This is a genomic window from uncultured Aliiroseovarius sp. (assembly GCF_947492455.1).
Lineage (GTDB): Bacteria > Pseudomonadota > Alphaproteobacteria > Rhodobacterales > Rhodobacteraceae > Aliiroseovarius.
In genome coordinates, this window is record NZ_CANLNB010000003.1 from 618,759 (window position 1) to 631,352 (window position 12,594).

Genomic DNA, 12,594 nt, shown 5'->3' on the forward strand with positions numbered 1-12,594 from the left:
CAGATCACGAGGGCAGCGCGTCGCTGCCCTTGACCCGCATCGAGTTCTTCGCCCGCCGGTCTGCAATCGGTGTCATCCCGAAGCTTTCGCGGTAGTGCCGCAGAAACGCGCCGGGGGTGGCATAGCCGACCATGAACGCGACCTCGGTCACGGGTGTGTTGGAATACAGCACCAGCTGGCGCGCCTGATTCATCCGCATTTTCCGGTAGTACTTCAGCGGGCTCTGCCCCGTAGCTTCCTTGAAGCTGCGTTCCAGCGAGCGGGTCGAAACGCCCACTGCTTCGGCCACTCTGCTGATCTGGATCGGACTTTCGATATGCTCGGCGAAATGCTCGATCGCGCGTTCGACCTGTTTGGGCAGCAAGTCCTGACTTTTCGCCGTATCGTGTGCCGGTGTCTTCTGCGTGGCGGCGGCGCTGCGGATATAGGGGTGCTGGAACCAGCAGGCGACCTCGGCCATGATGTCGCCGCCCAGCCGTGCCTCGATCAGCGACAACATGTGGTCGAAGGCAGCAGATGCGCCGGAAATGGTTGTATAGTCCCCATCTTCGCAGATCACCGTGCTTTGCGCCGGGATGTCTGGGAATTCGGCTTGAAACGCAGCCTCGTAGCACCAATGCACCGACAGCGGGTTATCACGCGTCAGGCCGGTATGGGCCAGCGCGAACACCCCGCCACTGATCGCTCCCAACCGTGTTTTGCTGCGCTGGTACCGTTGAAGGGCGGCATTGGCGCGCGATGGTGCAGCAAAGCGGGCATTGGGGCCGGCGGTGAACAGCAGAAGATCCAGCTCTCCGGCTTCAGACAGTGTGCAATCTGGGGCAAAACTGACGCCGGCTGACGAGTCGACCGGGGCGCTGCCTTCGGCGATCACCTTCCAGCGAAACGCCTCTTGCCCCGAGATCTCATTGGCGGCGCGCAAGGGTTCGATGCACGAGGTCAGGCAGGCCATCGGAAAGCCGGGAAAGATCAGAATGCCCAACGTCAGAGGCAGCTGGGAGGTGGGTGCATCGGTCATGCGGGTATTCCCATCACTGTATCTTGCGAGATCTCGGCAGCGATTTCACAAATGTGGCGTTCCAGCAGGCGTGCGGCGGGGGATTGGGTCGAATCAGCCCGGCGCAGCAGGTGAATTTCGCGTTTTGCGTGCGGTTCGGCGAGCGGACGGAAGATCAATCCGGCTGAATTTGAGGCTCTGACCGCCATTTCGGGTAGAATTGTGATTCCAATATTGGCCTGCACCATCGCCATGATCGAGGTCAGGTTGTGCGCCGAGAGAAGTGCCTTTTCATGCAGCAGGATCGAGGCTTCGGCGCTAATCCCGGCAGAAAGCGAGTTCGCGATAAGACGCTCGTTCGCTAACGCGTCCCACGTGACCGGGCCCGTGTCCTGCGCCAAGGTATGGGACGGCGCGCAGATGACTCCAAACGTGTCGGACAGAAGGTGCTGACTGTGCAGCCCTACGCTTTGCTGGCCAATCGTTGCGATGCCGATGTCGATCCGGTCACGCGACAGCTCGTGCAGGATCGAGCTTGAATCCATATCCCGCAGTTCGATGTCTACATTACCGTAGTCGTTGATATGGCGGGAAAAAACCTGCGGGATAATCGTGCCGGCAACCGAAGGGACAGTGGCGATGCGCACATGGCCGTGGGTGGCTTTGGCAAAGCCTTCGATCGCTTTCACCGTATTGTCGAACTGCTGAAGTTCGCGCTCGGCTTGTTCCAAGACGAAGCTTCCCAGCGCGGTCAGTTTGCTTTTGCGGTCGGTTTCAAACAGCGGCTCGCCCAGATGGGTCTCTAGCTGTTTCAACATCATCGACACGGCCGAGGGCGTGCGCCCCAGCGCCTGGGCCGCGTCGCTTAGATTGCCGCTGCGGGCGACGGTGGCAAAGCCACGCAGCATTTCAATTTTCAGCGCCATAGCGATCTCATTTCAATTGACCTGAAATAACCTTCAGGAATTTGAGTTTGATTGAAGTGAATTAAAAAGTCCATACCCAAGGAAACTGACTTTGTGTGAGGCGACACTTCCATGACCGATATCCAAAAGAACCTGATTGCTGGCGAATGGCTGACAGGCGTAAGCGAAATTGAAAACCGTAACCCGTCGGACCTGACCGATCTGGTTGGCGTGTTTGCGCAGGCCAGCAGCGACCAGCTGGAGGCCACGCTGGACCAAGCCAAAGTGGCACAGCGCGAATGGGCCGCTTACGGCATGGAGCGCAAGCAGGCGGTTCTGAACGCCATCGGCAACGAACTGATTGCCCGCTGCGAAGAGCTGGGCACGCTTCTGGCCCGTGAAGAAGGTAAGCCCTTCGCGGAAGGCAAAGGCGAGGTCTACCGCGCCGGTCAATTCTTCACCTACTACGCGGCCGAATGCCTGCGTCAGATCGGCGAGAACGCGGATTCGGTTCGTCCGGACATTGAAATTGATGTCCGTCGCGAAGCTGTCGGCACCGTCGCCATCATCTCGCCCTGGAACTTCCCGACTGCGACCGCGTCGTGGAAAATCGCGCCTGCTCTGTGCTACGGCAACGCCGTGGTCTGGAAACCCGCCAACGTAACGCCCGCCTCGGCTGTTGCGCTGGCTGAAATCATCAACCGTCAGGACATCCCGAAAGGTCTGTTCAGCTTGGTCATGGGCGCAGGTCGCGAAATCGGCCAGCGTCTTGTGGAAAGCCCGAAGGTAAACGCCATTTCCTTCACCGGGTCGGTTCCGGTGGGCAAGGGGATTGCCTCGGCTGCCATTCAGAACCTGACCAAGGTTCAGATGGAGATGGGCTCGAAGAACGCCTTGGCTGTGATGGACGACGCCGATCTGGATCTGGCCGTGACGCTGGCCCTTGGTGGCGCCTTCGGTGGCACCGGTCAGAAATGCACCGCGTCCTCGCGCCTTGTTGTCCACGAAGCCATCCACGACGCCTTCGTTGAAAAGCTGGTGGCCGGTGCACAGGCCATGAAAGTCGGCCACGCGCTGGAAGAGGGCACCCAGATGGGTCCCGTTGTCAGCGAGCAGCAGCTGAACGAAAACCTGGCCTATGTGGATCTGGGCAAGTCGGAAGGCGCTGAACTGGCTTGCGGTGGCGCGCGTCTTGAGATGCCGCATCAAGGTTTCTACATGTCGCCGGGCGTGTTCCTGAACACCACCAACGACATGCGCATCAACCGCGAAGAAATGTTCGCGCCCCTGACCGCCGTCATCAAGGTTGGCAGCTATGACGAGGCCCTAGCCACCGTCAACGACACCAACTTCGGCCTGACCTCGGGCATCGTGACGAAATCGCTGGCCCGCGCCACGCATTTCCGCCGCAACGCCCAGACCGGTGTTGTCACCGTGAACCTGCCGACCGCAGGTACCGACTATCACGTGCCGTTCGGCGGCCGTGGCGACAGCTCGTACGGTCCGCGTGAGCAGGGCAAGGCAGCCGCCGAGTTCTATACCACCGTCAAGACCGCGTACATCAGCGCAGGCCCTGTCTGATGCGTATCGACGGTCTTCAATACGCCAACTGGTCCGAGAAGATCTTTCGCCAACTTCGTGAAGGGGGCGTGGATGCAATCCACGTCACCATCTCGTACCACGAGAACTTTCGCGAAACGGTTCTGAACTTTGAAAAGTGGAACCGCTGGTTCGAACAGTATCCGGATCTGATCATGAAGGGCCTTTGGGCCAGCGACATCGACGTGGCCCGCGAAACCGGGCGCACGGCGGTGTTCTTTGGCTTCCAGAATCCGTCGCCGATCGAAGATGACATCGGTCTGGTCGAGATCGTCCACACCCTTGGCGCGCGCTTCATGCAGTTGACCTATAACAACCAGTCGCTTCTGGCGACCGGCTGTTACGAGGCCGAGGACATGGGCATCACCCGCATGGGCAAACAGGTCATCAAAGAGATGAACCGCGTGGGCCTTGTGGTCGATATGAGCCATTCAGCGGATCGCTCGACCATCGAGGCCGCCGAGCTGTCCGAGCGTCCCATCGCCATCACTCACGCAAATCCGTATGACTGGTCGCCCGCCCTGCGCAACAAGCGCGACGCGGTGATCCGTGCGGTGACCGAAAATGGTGGGATGCTCGGCTTTTCGGTCTATCCACATCACCTGAAAGACAAATCCGACTGCACGCTGGAAAGCTTCTGCGAGATGATTGCCCGCACGGCAGACACCTATGGGGTCGAGCATCTGGGGATCGGCACGGATCTTTGTCAGGACCAACCCGACAGCATCGTTGAATGGATGCGCGTGGGGCGTTGGACCAAGGAAATCGACTATGGCGAGGGCTCCAAATCCGCGCCCGGTTTCCCGCCGATGCCCAACTGGTTCGAAGACAACCGCCATTTCGGCAACATCGAAAACGGCTTGAAAGCCGTGGGCATGAATGACGGCGAGGTTGCCGGCATCATGGGACGTAATTGGTACCGCTTTTTTGCAGAGAATTTTGGCCCTCAGACAGGACGTTAAGGGGCCGGGGAAGTGAAACTTGGCCTCGAGCGAACAGGAGGGGCCATATCTTAGGGAGAGATAGATGTCTGAAGCATCTATGGGAGTGACAGATCAGAAAAGCAGCGGCGTAAACAAGCCGTTGTTCCTGATCTCGGGCGGGTTCATCGCCCTTTTCTGTCTGGCAGCACTGGTCAATCTTGACGCGCTGTCGGCAGCTGTGGACTGGGGCTTCAATGTCTCGGCCACTTATTTCGGCCTTTATTGGCAGGTACTGCTTCTGGCGACCTTCCTGATCGGCCTTGTGCTGTGCGTACTGCCCGGTGGCCGCGCGATCATGGGCGGCCTTGCTGCGCCCGAGTTCACCATGTTCCAGTGGGGCTCGATGATCATGTGTACGCTTCTGGCCGGTGGTGGCGTGTTCTGGGCCGCAGGCGAGCCGATTGCGCACTTCCTATCCTCGCCGCCCTTGTTTGGCGCTGAAGGCGGAACTGCCAATGCCGTGAACGGTGCGATTGCACAAAGCTTCATGCACTGGGGCTTCTTGGCGTGGGCCATCCTTGGCTCGCTGTCGACCGTGATGCTGATGCATTACCACTATGAAAAAGGTCTGCCACTTGCCCCGCGCACGCTGCTGTATCCGGTCTTTGGCGACAAAATCCACGGCCCAATTGGCCTGATCGCAGATGCGTCGTCGATCATCGCCGTTGTGGCTGGTACCGTCGGCCCGATCGGCTTTCTGGGTCTGCAGGTTGCTTACGGTCTGGATGACCTCTTCGGCATTCCGAACGGCTTTGCCACGCAGTTTCTGGTGATTGCAGGTCTTGTTGGCATCTACACGATCTCGGCCATGACCGGTCTGTCGCGTGGTATTCAGCTGCTGTCGAAGATCAACGTGATCTTGGCCGCTGTGCTGCTGATCTTCGTCCTGATTGCAGGTCCGACTGGCTTCATCTTCGGCTCGTTCTTCTCGGGTTTCGGCACCTACATCGGCAACTTCTTCCAGATGGCACTGTATCGTGGTGACGCTGGTCTGTTCGGAGCACCCGGCTGGCTGGGCTGGTGGACCGTGTTCTTCTGGGGCTGGTTCATGGGCTATGGCCCACTGATGGCGATGTTCATCGCCCGCGTATCGCGTGGCCGTTCGATCCGCTCGATCATCATCATGCTGTCGATTGTTGCTCCGATCGTGACCAACTTCTGGTTCACCATCATCGGCGGCACCGGCATCTCGATGGAGCTGGCAGAAACCGGCACGATCTCGAAAGCCTTTGAAGGGTTCAACCTGCCGGCGGCCCTGCTGGCGATCACCTCGAACTTGCCGCTGGGCTTCCTTGTCTCGCTTCTGTTCCTGATCCTGACCACGATCTTCGTGGCCACGACCGGAGACTCGATGAGCTATGTGATCTCGGCCACGATGAGCGACGGCGACAACCCGCCCGTGTTTGTCCGCGTCTTCTGGGGCATCGCGATGGGCGTCATGGCCGTGATTTTGATCTCGGTCGGCTCGGGCGGCGTATCCAAATTGCAAAGCTTCATCGTTGTGACTGCCGTTCCGGTGTCGCTGCTTCTGCTGCCATCGCTGTGGGATGCCCTGCGCATCACGCTGGCAAAAGGCAAAGAAAACTAAGCAAGACGGGGCGCCTTTGGGCGCCCCTGACCCCCGCGCATTATCGGGCCCTGTTCGACGAAAGCCCCGAAATGCTCTATTGTCCTGACTGCAAAGGCCAAAAGAATGAACACGATACACCGCCGTGATCCCGAACTGGTCATGCGCCTTGCGCGCCTCGGTTCCATCCACCAATCACGCCTGTCCTTCATGCGCGTGCTGACCCGCCGTCTGGCCCGCGAAGGCTGGCGGTTCGAGAAAACCGCCTTCAACGTGAACGACGCAGGCGAAGGCCATGCGGTCTATACCGCCTATGGCCCCGACCGCGCCTATTCGCTGATCGCCTATGCCCATGACCTGCCGCCCGAGAAACGCTCGGACCGGGTGATTGCCGACGCATGGGATGCAACTTTCACGCTGTTCGATGGCGTGCCCACCGCAGACGACATCGAACGCCTGTCGCACAACATCCCGGTTCAGGAAGCGGGCCGTGTTAGCGGGACAGAACTGTCCGTGTCGCGCGCCAACCGTTCGGTGCGCCTGTGGGAGCACGTGGTGTCCAGCCTTGCCGCGGGCAACCAGCCCGACATCGACCAGATCAAGGCCGTTGGATACCTGATGCGCACCACTGCGGTTTACGGATCAGGCAAGCTGGGTGCCGCCGACCGCGAGATGATCGCCGACCGCCCCGAATTCCGCGCGCCCTTCCAGGTCGAGATGCTGTCGGTCTATCTGACCCGCTGGTTCGTGCTGGATCTGGTGCAGCACATGGCCGACCGTCGCGCTGCAGCGAACGGCGGCACTGCTGCCCAACTGTCGCCCGAGATCGGACGCGCGATGGGGATCGGTAACTCGACCGGTCTGGGCATGGCGCCCTTCCTGCTGAACCATCCCGTCCTGTTCAACAACTGGGTTGCCGCCCGTGAAAACGCCATTCAGGCGGTGCGCAAGCTGGTGAAGGCCAGTGCAGACGAGATCGCCCTGTTTCAATCGCTGATCGCGCGCAGCAAGATCACCATTGATCAGTGGCATTCCGAGCATCCGATCCAGATCGAGAAGCTGAAGGATCTGCGTGCCGACGTGGCCAAAGTGGATGGCTATTTGGCCAGCGCCGACCTGACCGCGAACCAGCCGTGGGATGCGTTGTATCGCTGGGCGGAAGAGAACCTGTCGCTGGAAGGGCAGGAATGGATCGCCTCGCTGATCTTGGAACCCTACGGTGCGCTGGTGGATGGCTACACCCAAGATATGGCCGCCGACAATACCGCCACCTTCCGCATTGCGGGCGCGATGACCGTGGGGGATCTGCGCGCGCTGCTGACCGATGTGTATTCCTGGGCCATCGACACCAACTGGCAGGCGCCGGAAAACCGCGCCCGCGCGTGGTATGTGTCGGAAGAAAAGCTTGAACCCCGTCTGGGTGAGCGTTTCGAAGAGCCGATCGAGGAATACGAGCAGCCGCTGGCCCCCGGTCGGGACGCCGCGCAACTGTTCAACGCTTTGACCCATTGGCCGGACGAGGCACAGGTTGCCGACTTCCTTCTGCGTCACCCCGAGCACCGCCACGTGCTGCGCCGCGCCCAGATCGTTGGCCGCGCACCCTATGCAGAGATCCGCGACAACACGATTTCGGATCAGGTGTTGCCCATCGACATGCTGCGCTGCAAGCTGGCCTTCTTTGGGGCCACACAGTTTGACCCGCGCTCGGATCGCTGGGTGCGGATCTGCATGTATGGCAACGCGCCGCTGCCCACCGAACTGACCGAAGACAATGCCGATTTCTGGGTCTTCCCCGACGCTGAAATCAAGCTTGAGGAGGGCGTCGCATGAGCCACTCGCTGAATGAAATCGAAGCCATGAGCAAACGCGCCGCACGCGGTGCTGGGCTGTCGTGGGGGCTGTCGGAAGAGGCTGCAAAAGGCACGCGCTGGCTGTCGGCCTTCGGCTTTCCCGGCACAGAGATGCTAGCCGAACTGCTCGAGATGAACGACCAGATCCCGCCAATTGACGTGTCGCCCGTATCGCTAAGTGCCGATATCTGGCACGCACCGACCCGTCGGATGAGCCCGCTGATCGCAGGCGCCTCGCTGTCCGATTGCGCCGTGCGTTTGTTGGAACGCGGCACGATCACCATGCAGAACGTCAGCCTACCTTTGCTGGCCGTGCCCTTCATGGGCGGTGCCGCACTGCGTCTTGGCGTGCCCGTGGCTGCCGAATGGGACGGAGCGCGGGTTGCCACCGATGGCAAACAGCTGTGCGTTCAGGGTGAAGCCGACGCGCTGCGCGCCAAACACGCCAGTCAGTTGGTCTTCTCGGCCCCGGCGGAAATGACCGGCAAGCGCGAACCGGTGATGCGTGCCGAGGTCTGTGAGAGCAGCTGGGAACAGCTGGGTAGCTTCGCCCACCGCACCTTCGCCCCCGCCACCGAAGAAAGCCGCCTGCGCGGTGCGGGTGCCGGGGTCAGCGACAACGATTGATATCTGTTTGGGGGCAGAATGCTGCCCCCATCACGCGACCAATAGAAAAGAAAGAACAAAGATGACCGCCACTGAAACACTCTCGCTCTCGGAAATCGAAACCCTTGCTTTTGACGCGCTGGTCAAGGCTGGCACCTCGGAAGAAAACGCGCGCCCCTTGGCGGTCGCCACCGCGATGACCGAGGCCGACGGCGTTGCCTCGCACGGGCTGGCCTATATCCCGATCTACGCTCAGCATGTCGAATGCGGCAAAGTGGACGGACAGGCCAAGCCCGTCGTTGACCAGCCGCGCCCGGCCGTGGTGACCGTGGACGCCGCAACGGGCTTTGCCCACACCGCCATCGATCTTGGCTTTGAAAAGCTGATCCCGCTGGCGAAAGAGATGGGCGTGGCGGTTCTGGCTGTGAACAATTCCTACAACTGCGGCGTTCTGGGTGTGCACACGCAGCGCCTGGCACAGGCTGGCCTGATGGGCATCGGCTTCACCAACGCACCTGCGTCGATTGCACCCTCGGGTGGCGCGAAGCCGGTTGTTGGCACCAACCCGTTCTCGATCTCGGCCCCGGATGCGGATGGCAACGCGGCCCTCTTGATCGACCAGTCGGCCAGCACGATTGCGAAAAGCGAAGTTATGAAGCACGCCCGCGAAGGTAAACCGGTTCCGGAAGGCTGGGTGCTGGACGCAGACGGTCAGCCCACCACCGATCCCGAGGCCGGGTTGAAGGGCTCGATGGTACCGTCGGGCGGTTACAAAGGCGTGGGCATTGCCCTGACCGTGGAACTGATGGCCGCCGCCATGGCAGGCGCCACGTTGGGGTCGGTCGCCAGCCCGTTCTCGGGCACCGCGGGTGGTCCGCCCAAAACAGGTCAGTTTTTCATCGCGATTGATCCAGAAGCGACGTCGGGCGGTCTGTTCCAAGAGAAACTGGCAGACCTGATCGCCTCGTTCCGGGACCAAGACGGCGCGCGCCTGCCGGGTGATGGCCGTCAAGCCGCCCGCATCCGCGCCGCGAAAGAGGGCGTGGCCGTGAACGCCGCGCTGCTTGAGAAAGTGCGCGGGCTGCTCTGATCTAATGCCACCGAGCAGGATGGGGCAGTCTTTCGATGATTGCCTCTCCTACTGGCTCAAACGAGACAAGAGGGAATTGTTAGAAGGAGGTGCGAGTATCCACGTTTGTGTAGATCAGGGTTGGGGGTGGTTTGGTGTAGGCCGCTTGGCGTCCCGACAAGCAATACAAAAAGCTTCTGCTGGCCCGAAATGGAGACGGGAAGGCGAGGTGCCCACCCTTGTGAGTTTGAAGGAATGCAGGCTTGCGGTTGCAGCTGAAACTGGGTGGCGTTTGCTTGGCATTACACGGGAGTATCTTGGGCCTCTTTCGATGACGTTAGAAAGCGCGCTTCATGACGTAAACGCCCGGAACCGCGTCGCACTTAGACCATTCAGAGCCGTATGGTGCGGCAGACTGATACGCACCCTTGAACTGTTGGTTGGAGAAGGTGCGAACCAGAGCATCTAGCGGTTTCAGGGGAGAAGTTTGCTGTGAGTAAACGAAACCAACTGGGAGAACAAAAATATGTCTGTCAAACCTCCGTTTACGGAGCTCAACATCAAGACGCAGGATTCTGGGTTCTATAAGGACAACAGCCTGCCCATTGCCCTGATCAGTAAGGGCATCATGGTGCTCTTGGTTATTTGGGCTCTTGTCTGGCCAGCCAATGCCAATTCTACATTGGGTAGCCTCAACTGGAAACTTTTGGAAAGCTTCAACAGCTTCTACATCGTCATTGTAGGACTCTTTGCCTTTTTCCTGGCAGTTATTGCCATTTTGCCGCAAACCGGCAGACGCGTTATGGGACGCCCGGGAGAAGGCAAGGAGTTCTCGGACTTTTCGTGGTTCTCGATGATGTTCGGGGCTGGTCTGGGTGTGGGCCTGATGGTCTTCGCTACTGCCGAGCCTCTTGGACTTTGGGGATCCAATCCAGTAGTTCTGGCCGGTGATGTTGCCGGTAACACTGAAGCCGCGGTTCAGTCGGGCTATCGCTATACGTTCCTGCACTATGGTTTTCACGCTTGGGCGATCTATGTGGTGACGGGCCTGTCGCTGGCTTACTACGCCTATACTCGGGACATGCCGCTAACGATCCGATCGGCCCTAACACCGCTGTTTGGTAAGTTCGTGAACGGCTTCTTCGGTCACGTGGTTGACGTTCTAGGTGTTGTCGCCACCATCTTGGGTGTATCCGTGACGATTGGATTTGGCGTCAGCCAGTTCATCGACGGTGTCTACGCAATTTCCGGAATGGAATGGATGATGGATATGTCCGGTGATGCTCCGGCTCCGGGTAAAGTCGGATTGATTGCTGGTCTAGTCACTATCATGGGTCTGTCGATCATTTCCGCCGTTTCCGGCGTGGGTCGCGGGGTGAAATACCTGTCGAACCTGAACCTGGTTCTGTCGATCATCCTGCTTTTGACTTTTGTCACCTTCGGTTCGTTCTTCTTCGCGATGAGCACCTATGCCTCGGCCTTGGTTGACTACTTGATCCACTTCGTCAGCCTGAGCTTCGGGGCCTGGGGTCCACAGTCGGCAGCCGATTTTGCCTCTGCGATCCCGGAAACGGCCAAACCGCTGGCGGATGAGCTCTTCTCGGGGGCAACCAACGCCTGGGGCGCATGGGCCGGATCGGATGGTTTCGAGACCTTCAAGTCGGGTCTGGAAGGAGCTGCCGCCGAGTTGGATGATGCCACGCTGGCAGCTGTCTACGAAGTAGGAAACCAGGGGCGTCAGTTTGGCTGGCAGGCCGGTTGGACCACCTTCTACTGGGCCTGGTGGATTGCGTTCTCGCCGTTCGTCGGCCTGTTCCTGGCCCGCATTTCCCGCGGACGCACCGTGCGCGAGTTCATCGTGGGTTGCGTAATTGCGCCGTCGCTGGTCTGTTTTGCATGGATGACCATCCTTGGCGGCACAGCCATTGATCTGGAGCTGACAGGTGGAGCAGAAGGGGCCATTGTCGGTGCTTCAAACACAGCCAAGCTGTTTGTGACCTTGGGCCAGATGATCGACGGTCCATTGCTGGCAGGTTTGACAGTGATGTGTGTCGTACTGATCATGACCTTCCTGGTCACCTCGGCCGATAGTGGTATCCTTGTCATGAACACCATCATGTCGGGTGGTAGCCAGGAAACTGGCATCAAGCACCGTATCGTTTGGGGCGTGATCCTGACGGCCGTAATCGGCACACTGCTGATGGCAGCGGGCGACAACAATCCGATGGATGCGCTGAAAAACGCGATGATCATCGGGGCGCTTCCCTTCACCATGGTCATGGGCCTGATGATGGCCTCTCTGGCCAAAGCGCTTTACCGCGATGGGAAACGGGACAAACACGCAGCACAACAAGCTGCGGAGTAATCCCTAGAAGGAAATATCGGCAGCGGTGTATTAACGCCGCTGCCGTACTGGTGACGCTGGAAGACTAAATGGCTGTGTCAGAGGAAAAAGACCTGACATAGTGCGTTCGCCTCGCGCCATGACTAAGCCCTCACCTTTCAAGTATGGCTTTATCCCGTGTGGTCGGCTCCTGTTTCGCAAGGACTGATTTGAGCTGACTGTGATAATTTTAGGGTGCGGTCATGCTTCTGATACACCCCCTTCAACTCTAAGCACGGCTTCTACGCCAGACCAAGTTTCGAGATGAACCGCGCCTCGGCTCTTGCCGCTTGACCTCGTATCTACATGGACTACAGGGCAGTGCTACCGGCCTTGTTCGAGACCGTCTAGCAGCAGCGTTTCACTGTATCTCCCCCAAACACCGGCGATTTCAGCTGAAAAGCAGGTTTCAATTGCTTTTTGGCGCAGAATAGTGGTGAATCGTGGTCAACGCTGATGAACTGGCGCATATTTGGCCGGTTTCTGCGGTTGCATTTTGTACTACGCACTTATTGATTGATATTAGGAGTGTTCGTTAATGCCATGAATTTATGCAACGATGAGAAGCAGTTTCATGCGATGACCTCGCGTTTCAGATCGAAGCTGAACGCACCGCAGATCAGCTAATGACGTTG

9 protein-coding genes are annotated in these 12,594 nt (G+C 59.2%); 7 read left to right on the forward strand and 2 right to left on the reverse strand.

What is annotated here, in order from left to right:
• Nucleotides 1–4: 4 nt before the first annotated feature.
• On the reverse strand, nucleotides 5–1,018 hold the full coding sequence (locus Q0677_RS09720) for a helix-turn-helix domain-containing protein (RefSeq protein ID WP_298909032.1): 1,014 nt from the start codon (nucleotides 1,016–1,018) through the stop codon (nucleotides 5–7).
• Nucleotides 1,015–1,923: a LysR family transcriptional regulator gene (locus Q0677_RS09725; RefSeq protein ID WP_298909035.1), complete on the reverse strand. Its 909-nt coding sequence runs from the start codon at nucleotides 1,921–1,923 to the stop codon at nucleotides 1,015–1,017. The genes Q0677_RS09720 and Q0677_RS09725 overlap by 4 nt, the downstream gene beginning before the upstream one ends.
• Nucleotides 1,924–2,034: 111 nt before the next feature.
• On the opposite strand from Q0677_RS09725, the gene Q0677_RS09730 reads away from it, so the two are divergent.
• The 7 genes from Q0677_RS09730 to Q0677_RS09760 all read left to right on the forward strand — a co-directional run bounded on the left by Q0677_RS09730 (nucleotide 2,035) and on the right by Q0677_RS09760 (nucleotide 11,941).
• Entirely contained in the window at nucleotides 2,035–3,483 is a 1,449-nt protein-coding gene (locus Q0677_RS09730) for an aldehyde dehydrogenase family protein (RefSeq protein WP_298909037.1), read from the forward strand.
• Nucleotides 3,483–4,463: a membrane dipeptidase gene (locus Q0677_RS09735; RefSeq protein ID WP_298909038.1), complete on the forward strand. Its 981-nt coding sequence runs from the start codon at nucleotides 3,483–3,485 to the stop codon at nucleotides 4,461–4,463. The genes Q0677_RS09730 and Q0677_RS09735 overlap by 1 nt, the downstream gene beginning before the upstream one ends.
• Nucleotides 4,464–4,527: 64 nt before the next feature.
• Nucleotides 4,528–6,072: a BCCT family transporter gene (locus Q0677_RS09740; RefSeq protein WP_298909039.1), complete on the forward strand. Its 1,545-nt coding sequence runs from the start codon at nucleotides 4,528–4,530 to the stop codon at nucleotides 6,070–6,072.
• A gap of 105 nt (nucleotides 6,073–6,177) precedes the next feature.
• Complete coding sequence (locus Q0677_RS09745) at nucleotides 6,178–7,881, forward strand: hypothetical protein (protein ID WP_298909041.1); 1,704 nt, start codon at nucleotides 6,178–6,180, stop codon at nucleotides 7,879–7,881.
• Nucleotides 7,878–8,528, forward strand: a complete 651-nt coding sequence (locus Q0677_RS09750; RefSeq protein WP_298909042.1) for a DUF3726 domain-containing protein — start codon at nucleotides 7,878–7,880, stop codon at nucleotides 8,526–8,528. The genes Q0677_RS09745 and Q0677_RS09750 overlap by 4 nt, the downstream gene beginning before the upstream one ends.
• Nucleotides 8,529–8,589: 61 nt before the next feature.
• Nucleotides 8,590–9,597 carry an Ldh family oxidoreductase gene (locus tag Q0677_RS09755; RefSeq protein ID WP_298909043.1) on the forward strand — a complete coding sequence of 336 codons (1,008 nt, stop codon included), beginning with the start codon at nucleotides 8,590–8,592 and terminating at the stop codon, nucleotides 9,595–9,597.
• A gap of 505 nt (nucleotides 9,598–10,102) precedes the next feature.
• Nucleotides 10,103–11,941: a BCCT family transporter gene (locus tag Q0677_RS09760; RefSeq protein ID WP_298909045.1), complete on the forward strand. Its 1,839-nt coding sequence runs from the start codon at nucleotides 10,103–10,105 to the stop codon at nucleotides 11,939–11,941.
• The last annotated feature ends 653 nt before the right edge of the window (nucleotides 11,942–12,594 follow it).

What these genes read in the sequence shown, in the direction of transcription:
- Q0677_RS09720 (WP_298909032.1), bottom strand. Translation starts at nt 1,018, where the DNA reads ATGACCGATGCACCCACCTCCCAGCTGCCTCTGACGTTGGGCATTCTG.
- Q0677_RS09725 (WP_298909035.1), bottom strand. Translation starts at nt 1,923, where the DNA reads ATGGCGCTGAAAATTGAAATGCTGCGTGGCTTTGCCACCGTCGCCCGC.
- Q0677_RS09730 (WP_298909037.1), top strand. Translation starts at nt 2,035, where the DNA reads ATGACCGATATCCAAAAGAACCTGATTGCTGGCGAATGGCTGACAGGC.
- Q0677_RS09735 (WP_298909038.1), top strand. Translation starts at nt 3,483, where the DNA reads ATGCGTATCGACGGTCTTCAATACGCCAACTGGTCCGAGAAGATCTTT.
- Q0677_RS09740 (WP_298909039.1), top strand. Translation starts at nt 4,528, where the DNA reads ATGTCTGAAGCATCTATGGGAGTGACAGATCAGAAAAGCAGCGGCGTA.
- Q0677_RS09745 (WP_298909041.1), top strand. Translation starts at nt 6,178, where the DNA reads ATGAACACGATACACCGCCGTGATCCCGAACTGGTCATGCGCCTTGCG.
- Q0677_RS09750 (WP_298909042.1), top strand. Translation starts at nt 7,878, where the DNA reads ATGAGCCACTCGCTGAATGAAATCGAAGCCATGAGCAAACGCGCCGCA.
- Q0677_RS09755 (WP_298909043.1), top strand. Translation starts at nt 8,590, where the DNA reads ATGACCGCCACTGAAACACTCTCGCTCTCGGAAATCGAAACCCTTGCT.
- Q0677_RS09760 (WP_298909045.1), top strand. Translation starts at nt 10,103, where the DNA reads ATGTCTGTCAAACCTCCGTTTACGGAGCTCAACATCAAGACGCAGGAT.